Source organism: Bartonella sp. AA16NXGY, from assembly GCF_042197325.1.
In the GTDB taxonomy this organism is placed as follows: domain Bacteria; phylum Pseudomonadota; class Alphaproteobacteria; order Rhizobiales; family Rhizobiaceae; genus Bartonella.
Map to the genome: position 1 here is coordinate 47,627 of NZ_JBHIRR010000002.1, position 21,805 is coordinate 69,431.

The following is a 21,805-nucleotide window of genomic DNA, read 5'->3' on the forward strand; positions in this document are numbered from 1 at the left end:
GAACTGAAAAAAGAATAAAAATATCACTATCTTAAAGATATTATCCCCTCTTTTTTTATAAGAGGGATTAAATTATCACAAGCATTTAATTTGTGCATAAAAAAGGAGAATTTTTCATAAATTTTAGTTTTATAAAAAACGGTGAGGATATATACACATGTCTTAACAAGGAGTTAAAATTTTTGTGACAAAAGAAAAAAAATTCTTTCATTTACACATGCTTTCTGATGCAACAGGAGAAACATTAATTTCTGTTGGAAGAGCTGTAGCATCGCAATATGCAATGATTCAGGCAACAGAGCATATCTATCCTATGATTCGTAATAGAATACAGTTACAGAAAGCTCTTGATGAAATACAACAAGAGCCAGGTATTGTTCTTTACACAATGATTGATGAAGAACTTAAACTACTCCTTCAAAAAAAATGCAAAAAAATAGAAGTTCCCTGTATTGATATATTGCATCCTGTTTTAAATGCTTTTCAGTCTTACCTTGGAATGCCAACACATTTACGTGCGAGCGCACAACATGATCTTAATGCAGATTATTTTCGCCGTATTGAGGCACTGGATTTTACAATAGAGCATGATGATGGACAGTCTTCCAGTAGCTTATCCGAAGCAGATGTGATCCTTGTGGGAATTTCAAGAACCTCTAAAACACCAACAAGCATCTATTTAGCAAATCGCGGAATCAAAACGGCTAATGTTCCTCTTATTCCAGGAATTGATTTGCCAGAATCTCTTTTAGAGGTAAAAAATTCTTTAATTATTGGTTTAATTGCTTCAGCTGAAAGAATCTCACATATTCGTCAAAATAGAGATTTAGGAGAAGGTTTTGCTCTTGATAATTATACTAATCGTATCAACATAGCTGAAGAATTAATCCATGCAAAACGCATTTGCGAACGTTTTGGTTGGCCTATTATTGATGTCACAAGACGTTCTATTGAAGAAACTGCTGCTGCAATATTTGAACTGTTATCACGATTTCGTGAAGGAAATGAGAGAAAATTCTCATGAACGCAGATACTTTAATATTAGCATCTCTTAGTTTTTATCGTGCAAAATTATTAAAAAAAGCAGGCTTAAATTTTTCCATTGAAGGAGCTTCTTTTGATGAAAGAGAAGTAGAAAAAAAAGCAAAAGAAAAAACACCTAAAGAACTCAGCTGTTTTCTTGCGAGCGCAAAAGCAAAAAATGTTTCAGACCGTTTTCCTGATGCTTTCGTTATTGGTTGTGATCAAGTTCTTGATTTTGAAGGTCAAGTTTTTCACAAAGCAACAAATATTAAAGAAGCACATCAACGTTTATGTGAATTATCAGGAAAAACCCATTCTCTTCATAGTGCGGTAGCTTTATTTAAAAATGGTCAAAAAATTTGGGTTGAAGCTTTTAGTGCACATATGTCCGTCCGTTTACTCTCATCAGAATTTATTGAACGTTATTTAGCACGCGTAGGAAAAGATGTTTTAAACAGCGTGGGAGTATATCAAATTGAAGGAGAAGGAATTCATCTCTTTGAAAAAATTGAAGGAGATTTTTTTACCATTGTTGGTTTACCTTTGCTGCCTCTACTCATAAAACTGCGCCACTTAGGAATTATTGATGGTTGACTTAACAATAAAAAAAACAAATTATCCGCGTGCTTTTGTTGTTGGTTCTCCAATTCATCATTCAAAATCGCCAAGAATTCACAATTTTTGGCTTAAACAATATGGTTTACAAGGAGAATATCTTGCACAAGAAGTAACATCTGAAGAGTTCAGTCATTTTATTGCGTCTTTACAAAAAATAGGCTTTTGTGGAGGAAATGTTACTTTGCCTTATAAACAGGAAGCTTTTCGTTTAGCAGATTATAAAGATGAGAGAGCAACAATGATTGGTGCTGTTAATACACTTTGGTATGAAGGAGATAAGCTTTGTGCCACGAATAGTGATGCCTATGGTTTTAGCGCTAATCTTGATGATTTTGTATCTGATTGGGGAGGGGAAACAGCTCTTGTTTTTGGAGCAGGTGGTGCCGCACGCGCTATCATATATGCCTTAAAAAGACGCGGATTTGAACAGATTTATTTAATTAACCGTACAAAACAACGTGCTGATAATTTAGCTCAGCATTTTGGAAAAATCATTAAAGTTTACGATTGGCATAAAATCCATGAAATACTTCATCAAGCTGATTTGATTGTTAATACAACCTCTATTGGCATAAAAAGTCCAGAAGAAAAAAGTGATTCTTTTTTTTGCGATTTTCATAAAGCAAAAAAAACGGCATTAGTAACAGATATTATTTATACACCATTGATAACTCCTTTTTTACAACAGGCAAAGGCTTGTGATCTCAAGACGGTTGATGGACTTGGGATGCTTCTACATCAGGCTGTTATAGGGTTTGAACAGTGGTTCGGAATAAGACCACAGGTAACAAAAGCGTTACGGACAGCTATTTTAGAGGATATGAGTGAAAAAAGAGAATGAAGATCATAGGATTAACGGGATCAATTGCTATGGGAAAATCAACAGTTGCTGATTTTTTCAAGCAAGCGGGTATTTCTGTTTTTAGTGCTGATGAAGCAGTACAACAGCTTTATAAAAGTGAGCCAGCTTTGTCATTCATAGAGCGTATTTTTCCTGGTGTGGTTGAAAACGGAGAAGTTAACCGTTTGAAACTTTCTGAAATTTTGATTGATGATAAAGAAAAATTACAAACATTAGAAAAAATAATTCATCCTTTGGTGCAAGAAAAAGAAAGGGAATTTATTGATATAGCGCGTGAACAAGGGAAAAAATTAGTTATTCTTGATATTCCACTTCTGTTTGAAAAAAATGGTGAAAGTCGTGTGGATAGCGTTATTGTTGTTTCTGCTCCACCAGAAATACAAAAAGAACGTGTAATGATTCGCCAAGGTATGAATGAGAAAAAATTTGCCTTTATCAACGCTCAACAAATGCCAGATGAAAAAAAACGAGAACGCGCTGATTTTATTATTGATACAGGGAAAGATTTAGAGAATACACGTCAACAGGTTTTTGATGTGATAAAAAAATTGCTAAAGAATTAAAATTATGCGTGAAATTATTTTTGATACAGAAACAACAGGTTTAGATAAAGAGAAAGATCGCATAATCGAAATTGGTTGTGTAGAAATGGTTGATCGTTATCTCACAGGACGCCAATTTCATGTTTATTTAAACCCTGAAGGCGTTATTATTCCTGATGAAGTTGTAGCAATTCACGGATTAACCAATGAACGCTTGAAAAACGAGAAAAGTTTTAGTGATATTGTTGATGAATTTTTGGAATTTATCAAAGACGCGACAATGATTGCGCATAATGCGAGTTTTGATATTGGTTTTATTAATGCAGAATTAAAACGCGTCAACAAACCGCTTATCAGTGTTGATAATATTCTTGATACATTGGCTATGGCGCGGCGTAAATTTCCTATGGGTCCTAATTCTCTTGATATTTTATGCAAACGTTTTGGAATTGATAACAGCCATCGTGTTCTTCATGGTGCTTTGCTTGATGCAGAGATTCTAGCCGATGTTTATATTGAGCTCATCGGTGGAAAGCAAGGTGTATTGGGTTTTGATAACAGAAGGGGTATTGATGAACATATCCAGAACGATAAAGATACATCTTATGCCGTTAAAATTCGCCCGCAGGCTTTACCTTCAAGATTGAGTATGCAAGAAAAAAAGTTACACGCTGATTTTATCTACAAAATGGGTGAAAAAGCTCTGTGGAATAACTTCAAAATTCATGAATAACATCATCTTTTATCTAAAAGAGTCACGATTGAAATTAAAGAATATCGATGTCAAAAAAAACGGTCGTTGTGGGGAGGGGAACACCACAACGACCCTGTCGCTACATCGTACCTCAGCTATCATAGGAGGAGCAAAATGAAAGCTATTAATCCTGTAACAGCAAAGAAAAGCTCTAGGTACTTAATATAAAGTGCAACGACTTCACGTCTTATGAAGAGAAAAAATGGCTTTTTAGAGGCAAAGTGAAAAAATATATAAGGGTAATTTGTTTTTTTAGCTGAAATGGAGAAAAAATGTCATGAAAGCAACAGATCATCTTTTTTTGGTTGACGGATCAGGCTATATTTTTCGTGCTTATTATGCTTTGCCGCCTTTAAAACGTAAAAAGGATGGACTTCCTGTAGGAGCAGTAGCTGGTTTTTGCAATATGTTATGGAAATTACTTTGTGATGCTCGTAATACAGCTACGGGTGTTGTTCCAACACATTTTGCTGTTATTTTTGATTATTCATCTGATACTTTTCGGAAACAAATTTATCCTGAATATAAAGCGAATCGCGTTGAACCTCCTGAAGATCTAATTCCTCAATTCGCGCTAATACGCCAAGCAACGAAGGCTTTTAATTTGCCTTGTATTGAAAAGGAAGGCTTTGAAGCGGATGATTTAATTGCTACCTATGCAAAGTTGGCAACAAAGGTTGGGGCAAAAACAACCATTATTTCTTCCGATAAGGATCTTATGCAACTCGTAAATACGCATGTATCTTTGTATGATGGAATGAAAGATAAGCATATAGGTATCTCAGAAGTTATAGAAAAATGGGGTGTTGCGCCTGAAAAAATGATTGATTTACAAGCATTAATTGGAGATTCAACGGATAATGTACCGGGTATTCCAGGCATTGGTCCAAAAACTGCAGCTCAGTTGTTAAATGAATTTGGTTCTCTTGATCTTCTATTGCAAAACGTAACAGAAATTAAACAAACAAAACGACGTGAAAACATTCAAGCTTATAGAGAACAAGTTAAAATATCTCGTGAACTTGTCAGGCTTAAAACAGATGTTCCTATAGATAATGATTTAGATGATTTTATTTTGGAGCCACAAGATGGTCCACGTTTAATTGCTTTTTTGAAAGCGATGGAGTTTTCAACATTAACGCGTCGCGTGGCAGAGGCAACAACATGCGATGCAGCTGTTATTGACGCACTTGATATAAATGTTGAATGGGAAAAACTAAGCCCCAGGAATGATTCTGATATCAGGCATGATTCTGATATCAAGAATACTGAGCGCGCATCCCTTCATAATTTTTCTGAAAATTCTCCACAAGTTTTTGCACAAGAACGTAAAGATCAAGCGCTGACTCAAAAAATTACAAGAGATGCTTATACAACAATTCTTGATGAGGAAATTTTAAAAGACTGGTTATCACAAGCACAAGAGCAGGGTTTTTTCGCTTTTGATACTAAAACAACATCTCTTGATCCGATGCAAGCAAAGCTTGTTGGTTTTTCACTCGCATTACAGCCGGAAAAAGCAGCTTATATACCTCTTGAACATTTTGATGAAGGAGAAGAGGACCTTTTGAGGGGCGGGCGCATTGCTTCACAGATTGGGGCTCGAAAAGCTTTAGCACTTTTAAAACCGATATTAGAAGATTCAGCGGTGTTAAAAATTGGTCATAATATAAAATATGATTGGTTGGTGATGAAGCAATACGACATTATGATAAGCTCTTTTGACGACACCATGCTTTTATCATATGCTTTTGATGCTGGAATGTTAACCCATAATATGGATGATTTGTCTGAACGTTGGCTTGAGCATAAACCAATTGCCTATAAAGATTTAACGCATAACGGGAAAAAAATTACTTCTTTTGCACAAGTAGATTTAAAACAAGCAACCCTTTATGCGGCGGAAGATGCTGATATAAAGCTACGTCTTTGGCAAGTATTGAAACCGCAACTTGTTGCTCGTGGAATGACAAAAATTTATGAGCGTCTTGATAGACCTCTTGTAGAAGTTCTTGCAAGAATGGAAGAACGGGGGATTCTTATTGATCGGCAGATTTTATTGCGTCTTTCAGGAGAGTTGGCACAAGCTGCTTTGATTCTAGAAGAGGAAATTTACAAACAAGCTGATGAAAAGTTTAATCTTGCTTCGCCAAAGCAATTAGGGGATATCCTTTTTGGCAAAATGGGATTGCCTGGAGGCGCTAAAACAAAGGGTGGACAATGGTCAACTTCTGCACAGACCTTAGAAGAGTTGGCTGCTGAAGGTCATATTTTACCGCGTAAAATTATTGAGTGGCGTCAACTTTCAAAGCTAAAATCTACCTATACAGATGCCTTGCCTTCTTATATTTTTTCAAAAACAGGGCGAGTTCACACGAATTATTCTTTGGCAATAACATCAACTGGTCGGTTATCATCATCAGAGCCAAATTTGCAAAATATTCCAGTGCGAACTGCTGAAGGACGTAAAATTCGAACAGCTTTTATTGCTCCCAAAGGACATGTGTTACTTTCTGCTGATTATAGTCAGATTGAGTTGCGCATTCTTGCACATATTGCGGATATAAAAGCATTAAAAGAAGCTTTTGCTAAAGGGCATGATATTCACGCTATAACGGCATCACAAATGTTTGGTGTTGCGATAGAAGGAATGCATTCAGATATACGACGGCGTGCAAAAGCGATTAATTTTGGTATTATTTATGGTATTTCAGCTTTTGGATTAGCCAATCAATTGGGAATTTCACGCCAAGAAGCGGGTCGTTATATTCAACTGTATTTTGAAAGATTTCCAGGAATTAAAGATTATATGGAGAAGACCAAAATCTTTGCACGTGAAAATGGTTATGTAGAAACAATTTTTGGACGTCGTATCCATTATCCAGAAATAAAAGCAAAGAATGTAAAAATTCGTTCTCTTAATGAGCGGGCAGCTATCAATGCTCCAATTCAAGGTTCTGCGGCCGATATTATTCGCCGCGCTATGATACATATGGAAGATGCTTTAAAAGCAGAAAAACTATCAGCAAAAATGTTGCTGCAAGTTCATGATGAACTGATTTTTGAAGTACCAGAAGAAGAAAGTAAAAAAACCATGACTGTTGTTAAAAATGTTATGGAAAATGCTACAATACCGGTTCTATCTTTATCTGTACCGCTTGAAGTAAAAGTTATGACGGCTCAAAATTGGGATGAGGCACATTAATTTTTTTATTTATTTTTAAGAATATTGATTGCGTTGGAAAGATTAAGATAGGCTTTGATAGGCAAATGATCTGAAGCAATGCGTGCAAGTGGTGAATAATGATTTTCAATACTTGTTACCAATTGGTGGGGAAAAGAAAAAACTCTATCAAGGGCTAACAAAGGAAAACGAGAGGGAAAGCTTGGTACAACTTCAAAAGTGCTATCAAAATAGGGAAAAAAATGATTTAAAGATGAGCCTTTTCCCATTCGCCATTCATTAAAATCTCCTATGAGGAGTGTAGGCATAAGGGGGCGTTTTTGGAAAATTTCAAGGAGCATTTTTGTTTGTTGTTTACGAGAGTAACGTAATAATCCAAAATGAGCCGCAATAATACGAATAGGTCCTGCTGCCATTTCCAACTCTACAATTACAGCCCCACGTGGTTCAATACTAGGAAGAGTGACTTGTAAAGTATTACGTACATATCCCTTTCGCAAAAAAAGAGCATTCCCATGCCAACCATGGCCATGAGGTGACATAGTATTAAGAGGTACAGGAATCAAACCGGTTTCAGCTTTTAATAGCTGAAGATTAATCAAACCGATGCGTTCCCCAAAACGTTTATCTGCTTCTTGAAGAGCAAGGATATCAACTTGTAATTCAGTAATAACACGGACAATTCTTGTAGGATTAAAAACTTTATCAACACCTACACATTTATGCACATTATAGGAAGCAACGGTCAGATCATAATTACTATTTTGATTGACAATGTTTGATTGATGATGAGAGCGGCTATGAATTGTATTTAAAAAGGAGCTATGGAGTTTTTGTTGGATAAAACCGGTAAACCAAGGGAATTTTTGCTTATAAGGGATTTTTGTCATTTTGCGAAAAGAATAGTTTCTAAGAAGCAGAGGGTAAAGATTTACACTAAAAACAAAAGAACCTTGTTTCTTTTAGAAACAAGGTTCTTTAATTAAGTAATGATTTTTGCAATCAATCACGGTTTGAGCCAAGAAACTGTAGCAAGAAGACAAACATATTGATGAAATCAAGATAAAGATTCAGCGCGCCCATAATAACTTTACGTCCTCTGGTATCGCTTTCATCTCCTTCATAATACATCAACTTAATGCTCTGGGTATCGTAGGCTGTTAAACCAGCAAAGATAAAAACACCAATCACAGAGATAGCAAACTGCAAAGCGCTTGATCCAAGAAAAATGTTCACAATCATGGAAAGCAACAAGCCGATCAATCCAATGAATAAGAATGAACCGATTGCTGTGAGATCACGCTTTGTTGTGTATCCATAAAGTGAAAGAGCTCCAAAAGTTGCGGCGGAAATGACAAAGGTTTGCACAACACTTTCTGTCGTATAGCGCAAAACGATTGAAGACAGTGAAAGACCAACCAGAGCAGCATAACCAAAAAAGAGACTACGAGCAGCATTTGTGCTCAATGTATTAATTTTAAAACTGAGAAATAAGACTGCTATGAGTGGTGCAAACATAACAATATAAGAGAATGGCGATGTATAAAATGTTACTCCAAATGGTGTTAGATAAACACTGCTATTGATTTGAGCTGCTGCTTGGCTCATATCTGTTGTCGTTGCTAATGATACAATTGCATAAGCGGCAGCAGCTGTAATAAGCAAACCAATGGCCATTGCATTGTAGACACCCAACATATAGTCGCGTAATCCCTGATCAATTGATGCATCGGCATGAGAAGCAGGTGCCGAACGTAAATCTTTAAAATTAGCCATAATATAAAATCCTTTAGCATATGTTCTGTCAGGTATAGGGCTTTAAAGGTGTCTCTGTCATTACACAGATAAGCTTGGTATAAGCCTTAATTGGGCAAATACAAAAACCCTTAAGAATCACTGACAGAATTCCAGCATATATGCTCTTATTATGGAGATTTATTTAAAAATTACAAGAGATTTATATGAAGAAGGAACCTTACAAATTGGTAAGGAAATAGTTCATTTTAATAAAAAATATTCCCATTTTTTGCCATATTTTTGCAAGATAAAAAGACTACACTCAAAATTTTTTCTATTTTCACAAAAACTATGTAATACAATCCCTTATAAAATATTCACTATTTTTGCGTTTATGAGAAGAGCGGCAAGTATCATCACACTATTTCAACCTCCAATATTGCATCTGTTTTGCACGGTTATAAGAGCTATTGAATTGGATTTTTTATAATATATTGATGTATAATGATAAATTGTCTTTTTGAATGCTAAATGATACTCCGAATATCGCAAGATTCTCTGGTTGAAAATCTGTTCATATTAAATCAATCAAGATTATTGACTTGCTTGTGTCTTGCAAGAGACATGGTTTTAATGGATTCAACATGAACAGATTCCAAATAAAAGAGATTTAGAATAGTAAGGGCTTTTATTCAATATGAAAAACGGTAATTTATATTTATAATCAATATGTTGCTTTAACAAGACACCATTGAAAATAGTTGAAAAAATGTTTTTTATTAAACAATATATAAAATAAAAAAGGAGAGTTTTTAAACGAAGCACTTAAGAAAGGCTCTGTAAAATCGATATCTGTAAAAACTAAAAAACATACGAAAAGCAATTGTTCTAATCAAATAAACAGAACTTCGAATGCTGTGAAATGTCTCCTCAAAAATTGTGATGTAGGACACATGGATAAAAAATATTGATTCTATTTGAGTTCATTTCTTTTGCACTAACTAAGTGTAGAAATGTAAAGTTGAAAAGAAAGTAAGATCTTATAGTCCCATGAAGAGAAACACGTGAAATGACGAGCAACAAGAATTGATTAAGAGAAATCAATGCGTAATCAGACTTGTGATGGTCAATAATCTCTGTTTTCTAAGGCACTGAACATATCAGTGAGAAGATGTACTATTGGAATGACGCCTTGCTTTCATCCAAGTACGCAATTCTTCAATAAGGATGGCAATAACACCGAGAGTGATAAAACTATCTGCAAGGTTGAAAATAGCAAAATAAAAAATATCATCAATATGAAAAAGTATATAATCAGTGACATGATGAAAGCGAATACGATCAATGAGATTGCCGATGGCTCCCCCAATAATAAGAATAAGGCCAAAGCGCATTAAAGACTTATTATATTCAGTATTTTTCCATAACCATAGAAGAAAGATAATCACAATGATCGTGATGGCGATGATTCCCCACTGAGAAAAGGAAGAAAAAAACGAAAATGCAATGCCAGAATTGCGCACATGATAAAGGGAAAGAAAAGGAATAAGCGAAATTTCTGTTCCTAAAGGCATATTGTGCATAACCCAGTATTTGACAGCTTGATCAAGTACTACTGTAAAAGCCAAGCCCAAGAGAAGAAAAGGGAGTGATTTACGAATCATGTTTTTCCTCACATGGTTCAAGTATTAAATAGGGGCGACGGATTTCATAAAGCATAACAGCTGTTGCTACAGCTAGATTAAGCGAGTCTGCTCGTCCGCTTTGTGGAATACGCGTAAGTTTATCACACCGATTCGTAAGAAGATCTGATAATCCCTGTTTTTCATTCCCCATTAAAAGGATAATAGGGCCATTTTTGAAGTCAAGTGTGCGATAATCCAGAGAACCTTTGAGGTGTGTTCCAACAATCATACCTTTAAAGTGAGAAGACCAGTTTAAAAAGCCGTTTTCATCAAAACGATAAAGTGGTACAGAGAAAATAGATCCCATGGTTGCGCGGACTGTTTCAGGCGAGAAAGGGTCTGTTGTCTCGCCAATTAAAATAACACCTTTAGCACCTACAGCATCAGCGGTTCGAATAATGGTACCAAGGTTTCCAGGATCACGTACACGATCAAGCGCGATGTAAACATCTTTAATCTGCCCTTTTATCATTTCAAAAGAGTGCCATTTTTGCTTGAAAATACCAATAACTGTTTGTGGATTATCGCGTCGGGTAAGTGATTCCATAACCTTTTGTGAGGCTTTAATAACAAAACCACCGTTGGCTACAGCACGTGCGGCAGTATTTTCGATAGTAGCATTACCGATTTCACTTTTAGAAAAAATAAGCGTCTGTATTGTCCAGCCAAGATTGAGAGCATCAATGACCAATTTCAATCCTTCTGCCATGAAAAGACCTTCTCTATTACGGTTTTTCTTTTGGCTAAGTGCTTTAAGATTTTTTATGATGGGGTTGCTAAGAGAGGTAATTTCTTTCACTCTACCAGTTCTGGGTCTACACATATTCAAGCAATCCAACGGCTAAAAAGAGAAGTAGAAAGAGCACGTCCTGCAACTTCTTCACGCAAAATGAGTTCTCCTGATTCGACCGTACCACCAAGATTTACAAATGCATCACGCATTAAAGCATGAAGTGCAAAGAAGGAAGCACGAATAGAATAAGCTGTAAGGACAACAGAGAGCGGTTTATCAGAGAGAAGTTTACGACAATTTGTGATCATGGCGGGTAAATGATCAAACAGTTGCCAAATTTCACCATGGGGTCCACGCCCATAAGCAGGGGGATCAAGAAGAATCATATCATAGCTTTTTTTACGACGCAGTTCACGCTCGACAAATTTCATAGCATCATCGCAAATCCAGCGAATAGAATGATCTGGTAATCCTGCTCTTTCTTGATTAGCTTTTGCCCACGCAATGGCTTTTTTAGAAGCATCAACATGGGTAACATTCGCACCCGCTCGTGCTCCAATCAAAGAGGCAATACCTGTATAGCCAAAAAGATTCAACAATTTTATAGGGCGTTCGGCTTTAACAATTTGTTCTTCCATAGAGCGCCAATGGGCATCTTGTTCAGGAAAAACCCCCACATGACGAAAGGAAGTAAAACGGCCTAGAAAAGACAATCCATTCCAAGCAAGAACCCATGTTTCATCAAGTGGCTTTTTAGGAAAATGCCAACGCCCAACCCCTTCTTCATCAAGGTTTCCTGTGAAAATAGCATCAACATCAGCCCATTGTTTTTGTGGTAAAGCGGGTTTCCATAGTGCTTGACCTTCTGGTCGAATAATGCGGTAAGCTCCATAACGTTCTAATTTTTGTCCATGACCAGAATCAATGAGAGCATAGTTTTCGCTTATACCCGTTTCTAAAATAAGGGGCAGCTTTTCCTGCGGATATCTATTGTTATGGGAGAATTGAAAGCATTGTGCAGGCATGTTTTGTATCACGGTATATGAGGTATAAAAATATATTATAAAGCTCTTAAATGTTTCGTAAAAGTGCAAAAAAGCTAAAGTCAATTAAAACAATGTATAAAAAAAAGAAAAAGAGCACTTTTAACTCTGTACTGAATATAGAATACAGAGAGAAAAGATTTCATTTAAATACCATTACACCAAATTTGTGATAGATGTTTTCAATTTTTCAATCTCGGCTTTACTTTTTTTGAGAGCTTTTTTGTATTTGTGATAGGAAAACCAACTGATCAGATTTCCTAATAAAATACCAAAACCAAAGAAAATAAAGAGCCATATAAAGAGGGGAGCATGATAAGTAAAACTTTCAGGATTTGCTCGAAAAGGATCAAGGGTTAACGGAACCATTTGACGATTAGCCACGATAAAAACAATCAAAACCGCTGCGAGAATCACACCGATACTTGTTAGAAGAATACGTTTAATTATCATAAGTTTCTCACTGATTAAGACGGTCGCGTAAATCCTTGCCAGTTTTAAAAAAAGGAATCCACTTTTCTTCAACAGAAACGGCTTCACCTGTTCGTGGGTTACGTCCATTACGGGCTGAACGGCTTTTTACAGAAAAAGCTCCAAATCCACGAAGTTCAACGCGATTGCCATTTGCAAGTGCTGTTGCAATTTCCTCAAAAATAGCGTTTACAATATTCTCCACATCCCGTTGAAAAAGATGCGGGTTATGACGAGCGATAATTTGTACAAGCTCTGATTTTACCACAATAGCCTCACTTTCACACAAAAAAATTTTGTAATTGTGCACTCCATGCATATTACAATATATAAACGGATAAAAGCAAAATAAAATCAAGAAAAAACAAATTGCAAGAAACAAAATTTGAAAATACCTTCTATAAAGGGTATACAGATTAAAAATGCGGAGGATTTAAGAGATCAGGAGAGTATGTCCGTACACAATCATTATAAAGCCTTTTCAACGCAATCATCTTTTGGAGATGTTTTAAAAAAAGCATCCCGTCATTCGCGTCGCATTAGCATATTAAAAATTTTTTTACCTCTCTTAGCGTTGATTTCAGCGCTGGTTTTTTGCTGGTTTACGTTTTTCTTGGTTCCCGTTACTTCTGATTCTATGCCTTTGAATAATGGAGAAAGTGGCGTGATGAATTTGACGATGCTCAATCCAAAATTAGAAGGGTATACGCGTGCTCATGAACCTTATTGGCTTAAAGCAGAAAAGGCATTTCAAGATCATACCCACGCTGGAATGATTGGGTTGCAAAACATTACAGCTAGAGCATTTATGGGCCAACAAAGACAGGTTTTTCTCGTCGCACAAGGGGGGGTTTACGATAACATTAATGGTTTTTTACAGTTGGATAAGCCATTCACGATTACGACGAATGATGGGATGATGGTACAATTTATGTCAGCTAGTATTAACTTATCCGAGGGACAGTTAAAAACAGATCAACGTGTTAATATTCAGCAAGCCGGTTTGAATCTTGCCGCAAACGCCTTACAAATTCGAGAAAAAGGAAAAAACATATATTTCCATGGTGGTGTGCATTTAGTGCTTCAAAAGCAATAACGCAATATCAATACAAATCTTTAAAGGATATTTATAAAGAGAAGTATGTGTATATACAAACAGAAGAATTGAAATAATGAAATCGTACAAAAGATGGATAGGTGTGATGTTAGCTTTTAGCATGGGAATGTTAGGAGAAGGAGCAGTTTTAGGATATGCTGAAGTGGCTCATTTTGGAATAAGTCTATCAAGCGATAAAGAACCGGTAGAACTTCATGCAGATTCTTTGGAAATACGTGATAAAGAAGGGATAGCGCTTTTTAAGGGTGATGTTTCAGTGGTACAAGGTAAACGTCTTTTAAAAACGGCAGAATTAGTTGTTTACTACGATAAAGCATATAAAGAAATTGATAAAAACAAGGAAGATACAAAGGCATCATCTGTTTCTTTATTTGGTTCGTCGAGTATACAAAAAATGGAAGCTTTAGGAAAAGTTTATATAAAAATTGCTACGCAAGTTGCTACGGGTGATAAAGGCGTTTTTGATGGAAAGTCAAAAATGATGAGTTTGACAGGGAATCATGTTGTGTTAACTGATGGTGACAATGTGGCAACGGGGTGCAAACTAACGGCAAATATGGAAAGCGGAAAGGCTTTTTTAGAAGGTTGTGAGACGCCTAAGAAAAAAGGTCGTGTTTCTATTATTTTAAAACAAAATCAAAAGAATGGTCATTAAGATTTCATGTTTGGAATCAAAAGAAAAAAACAGACCGATAGGTATAATCTTGAAAGTGAAGCTTCAAAAAATCCCTTAAAAGGGACCTTGATTGCCAGTAATTTGATTAAAGTTTATCGAGGAAGACGAACTGTTAATGGTGTTTCTTTTGGCATTCGTACGGGAGAAGCCGTTGGCATTTTAGGGCCCAATGGGGCAGGTAAAACAACTTGTTTTTATATGGTGACAGGGCTTATAAAATCTGATGGAGGATCCATTAAAATTGATGGATTTGATATTACGCATCTTCCGATGTATCGACGTGCGCGTTTAGGTATTGGATATCTTCCACAGGAAGCGTCTATTTTTCGTGGTCTTTCAGTAGAAAATAACATTAAAGCTGTTTTAGAGGTCGTTGAAAAAGATCGCCTTAAACAACGTGAAGAGTTAGATAGCCTTTTACATGAATTTAAAATTGATCATTTACGTAAAATGTCTGCACTTTCGTTATCTGGAGGTGAACGTCGGCGACTTGAAATTGCGCGCGCTTTAGCTTCTCGTCCCCATTTTATGTTACTTGATGAACCATTTGCAGGAATTGATCCTATCGCTATTTTCGATATTCAACAACTTATTCGTCATTTAACGAGGCGTGGCATTGGTGTTTTAATAACGGATCATAATGTGCGTGAGACATTAGGGCTTGTCGATCGCGCTTATATTATTCATACAGGGCGGGTGTTAGTTCACGGTTGTCCTAACGATATTATCAACAACGTTGATGTACGCAGAATTTATTTGGGAAATCAGTTTTCTCTTTGATTTTACAGCTTTCACGAGTTTCCATTTAAGTTTAACCAAACATTATTACTGAAAATTTCCTTATTTATGCCAAAACTTCTTTTATGACTATAACCTTAATGTTGTTATTGAGTGGTGAAAAAGGCTTCATCATTAGAGGTTAGTTTGTTGTTTTATAAGTTTAGCTTACTCATAATTGTATCATAGAAAAGATATCACTAGATTAACGTGATAATGAGTGATAAACGAAGCTCTCAATAAATGCGTGTGTTATTGAAAGGTAAGAGATATTTATCATATTTTTCTCTGTCGAATCAAAAAATATATCGATGATGCTGTTTTAGGTATTTTGATGGGAGCACCGGTTTATATATTGCGGTTATTCAATAGGAGTTGTCGTATTTTATTGGTTTATATCGCCTATTTGAAAATAGGAGCTTGGCTACAGATATCAGGCTAAATCTATAAATCTTTTAAAATAATCATTAAATTTCTAAAAATCTTTATATTCTTGTTATAAGTCGATGTTCAAGCTATACAGTAATTTTCAAAGTAAAGGTCCATTTTGCTCAGTATGCTTTTCATCTTAATTTAAGGGCTCATTGTTTAAAGAAAGAAAAACTCTGATGGCGGATTATACATCAACTCTTATGACAAGTTTAATAAGTTTATGAATAATGGCCTTTTCTAGAGTCGTAAGGAAATTAACTTTATGAACAACTTCATTTGTTTGGTTTCTCATGCCGTTAATGATGATCCGAATACTATTTATTATTGTTTTAGAAGTGATATGAGATGTATTGAGCCATCACCCATTATAAATTGAAAAGTAAAAACACATGCGATGTTGCGAAAAGTGAAAGAACATTAAGTATCTATAGCGTTTATAGGTTTATTGATGAGCATTTTAGCGTGTAAGAGGAAAATTAAAGTATGAATTTGAGTGAGTTAATAGCACCGGAAGCGATCATTCCGGCTCTTAAGGCTAATTCGAAAAAACAGGTTCTGCAAATTTTAGCCGAAAAAGCTTCCAAGCTAACAGGTCTTAGTGAGCATGTGATTTTTGATGTTGTTTTACAACGCGAGAAGCTTGGTTCAACGGGTTTGGGTGGAGGTATTGCGATTCCTCATGGAAAATTACCTGATATTAATCGGATCATTGGTATATTTGCACGTCTTGAAAGTCCTGTTGATTTTGAAGCTCTTGACGACGAACCTATAGATCTCGTTTTTCTCCTTTTAGCACCTGAAAATGCTGGTGCAGATCACTTAAAAGCTTTATCACAGATCGCACGTGTTTTGCGTCACACTGAAGTTGTACAAAAGTTGCGCAGTACGCATAATGCCAATGCGCTTTATGCTTTATTGATTCAAACTTCAGAATCAAATGCAGCTTAAAAGTTATTATGAGCGTATAAATTGCGAGGTATGCACTACAGAGCGTAGGAAATAATATAATTTGCATCTTAAGACTAATAATAAAAGGTTATGTCATGAGATTTAAGAAAATTACTTCTAATTGAACCTTCTTTTTAAAGAGCAACCAACAAAAACGAAGGGCTTTTCCTTTCTTGTTCTCGTATATTAAAGCATCTAATTATTATGTTCGTGGATTCTTTTATCCTGTTATACTGTAAAAACACTATCATTTGAGATATGGTGAGATAAATTCTGTAAGTCTTCTTAATATATTAAGTGCTTTTAGAGTGCGTGGTAAATATTTTTAAACAGGACTTGTCTGTAGAGCCTTTAGTTAAGTGAATCACATGAGTGGGAAGAAAAGAGGAGATCGCTCGACAAGAATCCAAACTTTTTCAGTCCAGATTGGATTAAGAATCTTCGTCCTTTGAAAGCGGGAAAGAAATCAACAGAAAAGTTTATTTGTGCATTGAATTTTTTTGTAAGTTGAGTTTGAGTGTTTAGGGATAATATTTTAATGCTCAAGAAGAAATAAGAGATATATTGTATCTTCAGTATAGCAAGATATTGATTTTAAATATAATTCACTATTTCGCATGTTGGATGAGAGATCCGAATATTGTAAAATTCTCTCATTCCAAACTTGTTTATGTTGAATCAATCAAAACCATTTCCTTGCACGTTGTAAACGGAATTAGCGTGTGGATAAAAACTGTACAAGAAAGGGGTAAAAATGCTTCCTATGAATCGTCTAAAGTATCGAGAGTTGTGCAAAACATTGGGAGCTGGAAAATAGTGTTATGGTGCCAGCTTTCTTCTTCACAAGTGGAGAGATCAACTATTTTATAGATATGATTTAGATGTCTGCTGTTGTATAGAGCTCATGCTAAAGAACAATTTTGTACGGTAAGAATGAAAATTATACCTTTAGGTTGGGTGAAAGAGTTTTTATGCATAGGAAGATTTATTTAAGTGTCTTTAATTGATTAAAATATTGTTTAAAAAACGGTAATGTTAGAACTGCTATAGAAAAAAGTTTTATATTTCTTTTTATAAATTACTTAGAAATAAGATAAGGAGACTTTCCCAAAGAATTCTTAAGAAGTTTTTTATAACAGAAAGAAAAATATCGTCTAATACATTAAAATAATACGATTAAGCTATTATAAGCTACTAAAATCATTTTAGAAATTAATAATTGGAGATGAAGTATATAGGGAAATAAGATCAAAAGAAACAAAATTGTATGTGATTATTGAGATAGAATCTAAATTCTTTATGTTTTATTATTAATATCTTGATAATATTTTATTATTTTTACAAGGTCTTTTGAAGATTGAGAAAAAGTGTTATCGGGACGATATTGAATACGAAATATGAATGCACTATAATGAGTAAAAGATGGAGTATTCTGCGAACATAAATGTATTGAATGCATAAAGTCGAGAAGTGATATTCGTAAGGCGATTAAGCTTTTTTGCGGGGAGTCCGGGGTGTATTTTCAAAATTTTGCATCAGATTGCTTGTGATATAAAGAGTATGGTTTATTTCTTAACAGAGTGATGGTATATTTTCATCTCGTTTTGAAGTTCTATAGCTTAAAGAAATCGTTTTTTATACAAAAACGAAATAAGTAGCGTAAAATGAAGATATTATTTTTTAATGTGGTTATTGAATAAGAAGTTTATGTTTTGGTAACGATTAAAAGGTCACAATGAAACGTAGAAATCTATTTTGATTAGTGTGAAAATATTTCGCTTATTGAAGGAATTAGGACAATAACACATGAATATCGAGGAGTTTTTGTTGAATTTTTCCAATGAAGAAAATCTTGTTAGAGACTAAAGAAGTGAGCTAAATGAAGATGTTTGAAAAGACTGTTATTGCTGCATCTGTAATGGTTCTTGTTACAGCGGGAGTGGCATATGCACAAACGCCAAGCCGTTTAAATCAATTTGAAGCGTGGGGAGCCTATTCTTATAAATCGCCCAAAAATACGATTTGCTATGTGTTATCGGTACCTTTGAAGGCTCTTCCAACGACAGTTAATCATGGTGATAACTTTTTCTTGGTTACCAAGCGTTCTCATTCACCTATTTCGTTTGAACCGCAGTTTATGGCTGGTTATACCCTTCAAGAAGGGTCGAGAGTGACAGTGACCATTGGAGGTAAGGACTTTGATTTTTTCACGAAAGATTCCTCAGCTTGGCTGGCGTCATCAGAGCTAGAAAAGCAGCTTGTTTCTGCTATGCGTGCTGGAAGCAATATGACAGTGCAAGCGATATCAAAACGAGGAACGCATACCACTTATACTTATTCCTTAAAAGGGGTCACTGCTGCATTAAATGCAGCTCAAAAGTGCCATTAAGGTTTCGATAACTCTAAAATAGTGATGTGAATTGGAAAGCAATGGCCATTTCTTATGACCTTAGACCAGTTGGTTCATGTTTTGCACGAAAAACAGATAATGTGGTCGTGAAGGAGAGTTCTAAGCTCTCTTTAATTGGTTTGTCGCAAGATGAAATGATGCAAGCTTTAAAGACAGTTGGTGTACCAGAGCATCAAACGCGTATGCGTGTGCGTCAGCTTTGGCATTGGCTTTATGTGCGTGGTGTTTCAAATTTTGATGAGATGCTGAATATTTCTAAAGCAATGCAAGAAACACTTAAGTGTCATTTCTCCATTGCGCGCCCAGAAATTGTTGGAGAACAAATATCAAAAGATGGTACGCGTAAATGGCTCTTACGTTTTCCTGCACGTGGAGCTGGAAGGCCTGTTGAAATTGAAACGGTTTATATCCCTGAAGAAGGACGTGGTACTTTATGTCTTTCATCGCAAGTAGGGTGTACGTTAACCTGCTCTTTTTGCCATACGGGAACGCAGACGCTTGTTCGTAATCTGACCGCAGAAGAAATTTTGGCACAATTATTGGTTGCACGTGATTGTTTGGGTGATTTTCCTGATAAGAATACCCCTGATGGAGCAATTGTTCCCATTGAAGGACGAAAAATTACCAATATTGTTATGATGGGAATGGGAGAACCTCTTTATAATTTTGAAGCTGTTAAAAAAGCTTTATTGATTGCCTCTGATGGCGATGGACTTTCTTTATCAAAACGTCGAATTACGCTTTCAACTAGTGGAGTTGTTCCTGGAATTATCCGAACTGGAGAAGAAATTGGTGTTATGTTAGCAATTTCACTCCACGCAGTACACGATACACTAAGGGATATGCTTGTTCCCATTAATAAAAAATATCCGCTTGCTTTACTAATGGAGGCTTGCCGTAATTATCCTGGTCTTTCCAATGCAAAACGAATCACATTTGAATATGTTATGCTGAAAGATATCAATGATAGTTTAGATGATGCTAAGCGATTGATTCAGTTATTGAAAGGGATTCCTGCTAAGATTAATTTAATCCCTTTTAATCCGTGGCCAGGGAGTAATTATCAATGTTCTGATTGGGAGCAAATCGAGCGTTTTGCTGATGTCGTTAATCAAGCGGGCTATGCTTCTCCTATTCGGATACCGCGTGGACGCGATATTTTAGCTGCATGTGGACAGCTTAAATCAGCTTCAGAGCGCTTACGTAAATCTGAACGTTTACGACTTGAAAATGCCATTGGTCATTAGGTAACGCAATTTTCAGCGATATCGAGGCCTATACTTTTTTGTTTGTAATTTAATATCCAAACTTCATGCGATGGCATATGTGAGACAGAGATTAAGATGGATAAGTGCTAGACGAACAGTTTCAGCGTTTATATGCTAAATGGGGTAAGAGATTGTCTATAGTCTGTTTACATAATCTCTGAAATAAGAAGGAAACCTAATTTAGAGGGAATATGAGGTCTTAAGGATTATAACTAATTTCTACCTTATTATCATACTCGTTAATTCGGTTTTATGTCTTTTAAAAGCATCTACGGTAATATCTTTTAAAAAGTGGAGATTGTGCACTGCCTCATGCTTTTGTTTATTATTTTCTTAAATAAGATCACGCATCACAAGCAAAACAGAGGATCTAAAATATAAATACCATTGAGTTATCCATTGATATGTTTTTTAAGTATCTCTTAGTACACTCTTCATATCACGATAATGCTTGTGAGGAGTATAACAAAAAGCTTCTGTGAATGTATTGTACTCCTACACCTTTATGTTTAATAAAGGTGTAAATTGGTACCACCATTCTATTTTTCAGCTCCCAATGTTGTAACAGCTTTTAGTACTTGAGATGGTTTATAAGAGGTGTTTTTATTCTTTTCTTAGATAGTTTTTATCCATACGAAAACTCCAGCTTCTCTTGTGATGTACAAAGGAAAGGTATTGTTTTATCCAAAACAAACAGGTTTGAAATGAAAAAATCTTATAATATTTGTTTTTTTTATTTAAATTAAAAGCGATACATTACACGTATAAATCAATGTTTTGTAACCACAAGGAGATGGAGGGCAAAGCTGGTAAAAGTACCAGCAATAAGCCAGTCGAGAAAGCGAATATAAAGAGGGTTCTTTTTGAGAGTTTTGGTAAGTTTATGCGCTGTAAAAACGATTGCAATTGTAATGGGGAAAGAAATAGGAATATAAGAGAGTCCTAAAAAGAGCAATTTTTGTGTTGCCATAGGATCATTCGCATTGATAAATTGTGGTAAGAATGTCGCGTTAAAGAGTATAACTTTAGGATTGAGAAGATTAATTCCAATACCAGCAAGATAGTTACGTTTAGCGCTTTGAGATTTAGAAGATGTCTGTTCAAAGGAAAAAGTGGGGTTTCTCCGTAAAGCTTGAAAGGAAAACCATAAAAGATAAAAGGCGCCAACAATTTTCAGAAGAACAAAAGTATGTGGTGCAGCAAAAATAAGCGCTGATAAGCCAAGTGCTACAGCGGTAACCTGAATGGCAAACCCTGTTGCACTACCCAAGGCGCACATAATTCCAGCTTTTTTGCTTTGTGTAATGGTTCGTCCTACAGAAAGCATCATATCTGGTCCTGGAATAAGTGCTAAAATCAACGATGCTAAAGCAAATTGTACAACAATAGACCACTCCGGTAGAAATGACACGTAAATCTCCTTTTATTTTTAAGCAGTGTTCACTATTTATACTTTGAGGCACCTTTATTTACGCTTTTTGCGTCTTTTTAATGTTGCTTAAAAAGAATTTATTTTTATATTTCT

The 21,805-nt window shown here is 35.5% G+C and carries 20 protein-coding genes; 12 read left to right on the forward strand and 8 right to left on the reverse strand.

Translation table 11 applies throughout. The features are described from left to right. The first annotated feature begins 184 nt into the window (after positions 1-184). From ACFINK_RS01660 to polA, 6 genes are all read left to right on the forward strand, one after another. On the forward strand, positions 185-1,024 hold the full coding sequence (locus ACFINK_RS01660; RefSeq protein ID WP_375612767.1) for a pyruvate, water dikinase regulatory protein: 840 nt from the start codon (positions 185-187) through the stop codon (positions 1,022-1,024). After that, positions 1,021-1,617 carry a Maf family nucleotide pyrophosphatase gene (locus ACFINK_RS01665; protein WP_375611343.1) on the forward strand — a complete coding sequence of 199 codons (597 nt, stop codon included), beginning with the start codon at positions 1,021-1,023 and terminating at the stop codon, positions 1,615-1,617. Before ACFINK_RS01660 ends, ACFINK_RS01665 begins: the two co-directional genes overlap by 4 nt. Further along, on the forward strand, positions 1,610-2,482 hold the full coding sequence (locus ACFINK_RS01670) for a shikimate dehydrogenase (RefSeq protein WP_375629126.1): 873 nt from the start codon (positions 1,610-1,612) through the stop codon (positions 2,480-2,482). The genes ACFINK_RS01665 and ACFINK_RS01670 overlap by 8 nt, the downstream gene beginning before the upstream one ends. Beyond that, positions 2,479-3,066 (forward strand): dephospho-CoA kinase, encoded by a 588-nt coding sequence (gene coaE, locus ACFINK_RS01675; protein WP_375612770.1) that lies wholly within the window; start codon positions 2,479-2,481, stop codon positions 3,064-3,066. The genes ACFINK_RS01670 and coaE overlap by 4 nt, the downstream gene beginning before the upstream one ends. 4 nt (positions 3,067-3,070) lie before the next feature. Further along, positions 3,071-3,778, forward strand: coding sequence for a DNA polymerase III subunit epsilon (gene dnaQ, locus ACFINK_RS01680; protein WP_375629128.1), 708 nt, complete (start codon positions 3,071-3,073; stop codon positions 3,776-3,778). Positions 3,779-4,076: 298 nt separating this feature from the next. Continuing rightward, complete coding sequence (gene polA, locus ACFINK_RS01685) at positions 4,077-7,004, forward strand: DNA polymerase I (RefSeq protein WP_375638144.1); 2,928 nt, start codon at positions 4,077-4,079, stop codon at positions 7,002-7,004. 5 nt (positions 7,005-7,009) lie between these two features. Here polA and ACFINK_RS01690 read toward each other — a convergent pair whose 3' ends face one another. From ACFINK_RS01690 to ihfB, 7 genes are all read right to left on the reverse strand, one after another. Next, a complete protein-coding gene (locus tag ACFINK_RS01690) occupies positions 7,010-7,873 on the reverse strand; it encodes an endonuclease/exonuclease/phosphatase family protein (RefSeq protein ID WP_375638145.1) in 864 nt (287 codons plus the stop codon). Between the two features lie 112 nt (positions 7,874-7,985). Beyond that, complete coding sequence (locus ACFINK_RS01695) at positions 7,986-8,759, reverse strand: Bax inhibitor-1/YccA family protein (protein ID WP_375611347.1); 774 nt, start codon at positions 8,757-8,759, stop codon at positions 7,986-7,988. A 1,121-nt stretch (positions 8,760-9,880) separates the two neighbouring features. Then, positions 9,881-10,384: a signal peptidase II gene (gene lspA, locus ACFINK_RS01700; RefSeq protein ID WP_375611348.1), complete on the reverse strand. Its 504-nt coding sequence runs from the start codon at positions 10,382-10,384 to the stop codon at positions 9,881-9,883. Continuing rightward, a complete protein-coding gene (locus ACFINK_RS01705; protein ID WP_375638146.1) occupies positions 10,374-11,228 on the reverse strand; it encodes a TrmH family RNA methyltransferase in 855 nt (284 codons plus the stop codon). The genes lspA and ACFINK_RS01705 overlap by 11 nt, the downstream gene beginning before the upstream one ends. Positions 11,229-11,230: 2 nt before the next feature. Continuing rightward, positions 11,231-12,163 (reverse strand): class I SAM-dependent methyltransferase, encoded by a 933-nt coding sequence (locus tag ACFINK_RS01710; protein ID WP_375611350.1) that lies wholly within the window; start codon positions 12,161-12,163, stop codon positions 11,231-11,233. A 174-nt stretch (positions 12,164-12,337) separates the two neighbouring features. Then, a complete protein-coding gene (locus tag ACFINK_RS01715; protein ID WP_273790185.1) occupies positions 12,338-12,634 on the reverse strand; it encodes a lipopolysaccharide assembly protein LapA domain-containing protein in 297 nt (98 codons plus the stop codon). Between the two features lie 7 nt (positions 12,635-12,641). Next, on the reverse strand, positions 12,642-12,920 hold the full coding sequence (ihfB, locus tag ACFINK_RS01720) for an integration host factor subunit beta (RefSeq protein WP_273790186.1): 279 nt from the start codon (positions 12,918-12,920) through the stop codon (positions 12,642-12,644). A 183-nt stretch (positions 12,921-13,103) separates the two neighbouring features. On the opposite strand from ihfB, the gene lptC reads away from it, so the two are divergent. The 6 genes from lptC (at position 13,104) to rlmN (ending at position 20,259) form a co-directional block, all read left to right on the forward strand. Continuing rightward, positions 13,104-13,748 (forward strand): LPS export ABC transporter periplasmic protein LptC, encoded by a 645-nt coding sequence (gene lptC / locus ACFINK_RS01725; RefSeq protein ID WP_375611351.1) that lies wholly within the window; start codon positions 13,104-13,106, stop codon positions 13,746-13,748. A 76-nt stretch (positions 13,749-13,824) separates the two neighbouring features. Next, positions 13,825-14,424 carry an LptA/OstA family protein gene (locus ACFINK_RS01730; protein WP_375611352.1) on the forward strand — a complete coding sequence of 200 codons (600 nt, stop codon included), beginning with the start codon at positions 13,825-13,827 and terminating at the stop codon, positions 14,422-14,424. Positions 14,425-14,430: 6 nt separating this feature from the next. Beyond that, positions 14,431-15,225 (forward strand): LPS export ABC transporter ATP-binding protein, encoded by a 795-nt coding sequence (lptB, locus tag ACFINK_RS01735; protein ID WP_012754448.1) that lies wholly within the window; start codon positions 14,431-14,433, stop codon positions 15,223-15,225. A gap of 912 nt (positions 15,226-16,137) precedes the next feature. Next, a complete protein-coding gene (ptsN, locus tag ACFINK_RS01740; protein ID WP_375638147.1) occupies positions 16,138-16,602 on the forward strand; it encodes a PTS IIA-like nitrogen regulatory protein PtsN in 465 nt (154 codons plus the stop codon). 1,885 nt (positions 16,603-18,487) lie between these two features. After that, the gene (locus tag ACFINK_RS01745) at positions 18,488-18,991 is read left to right on the forward strand and encodes an invasion associated locus B family protein (protein WP_375611465.1); all 504 of its coding nucleotides are present in this window, start codon (positions 18,488-18,490) and stop codon (positions 18,989-18,991) included. Between the two features lie 41 nt (positions 18,992-19,032). Continuing rightward, positions 19,033-20,259 (forward strand): dual-specificity RNA methyltransferase RlmN, encoded by a 1,227-nt coding sequence (rlmN, locus tag ACFINK_RS01750; RefSeq protein ID WP_375638148.1) that lies wholly within the window; start codon positions 19,033-19,035, stop codon positions 20,257-20,259. A gap of 790 nt (positions 20,260-21,049) precedes the next feature. Here rlmN and ACFINK_RS01755 read toward each other — a convergent pair. Then, a complete protein-coding gene (locus tag ACFINK_RS01755) occupies positions 21,050-21,691 on the reverse strand; it encodes a LysE family translocator (RefSeq protein WP_375612781.1) in 642 nt (213 codons plus the stop codon). Positions 21,692-21,805: the final 114 nt, after the last annotated feature.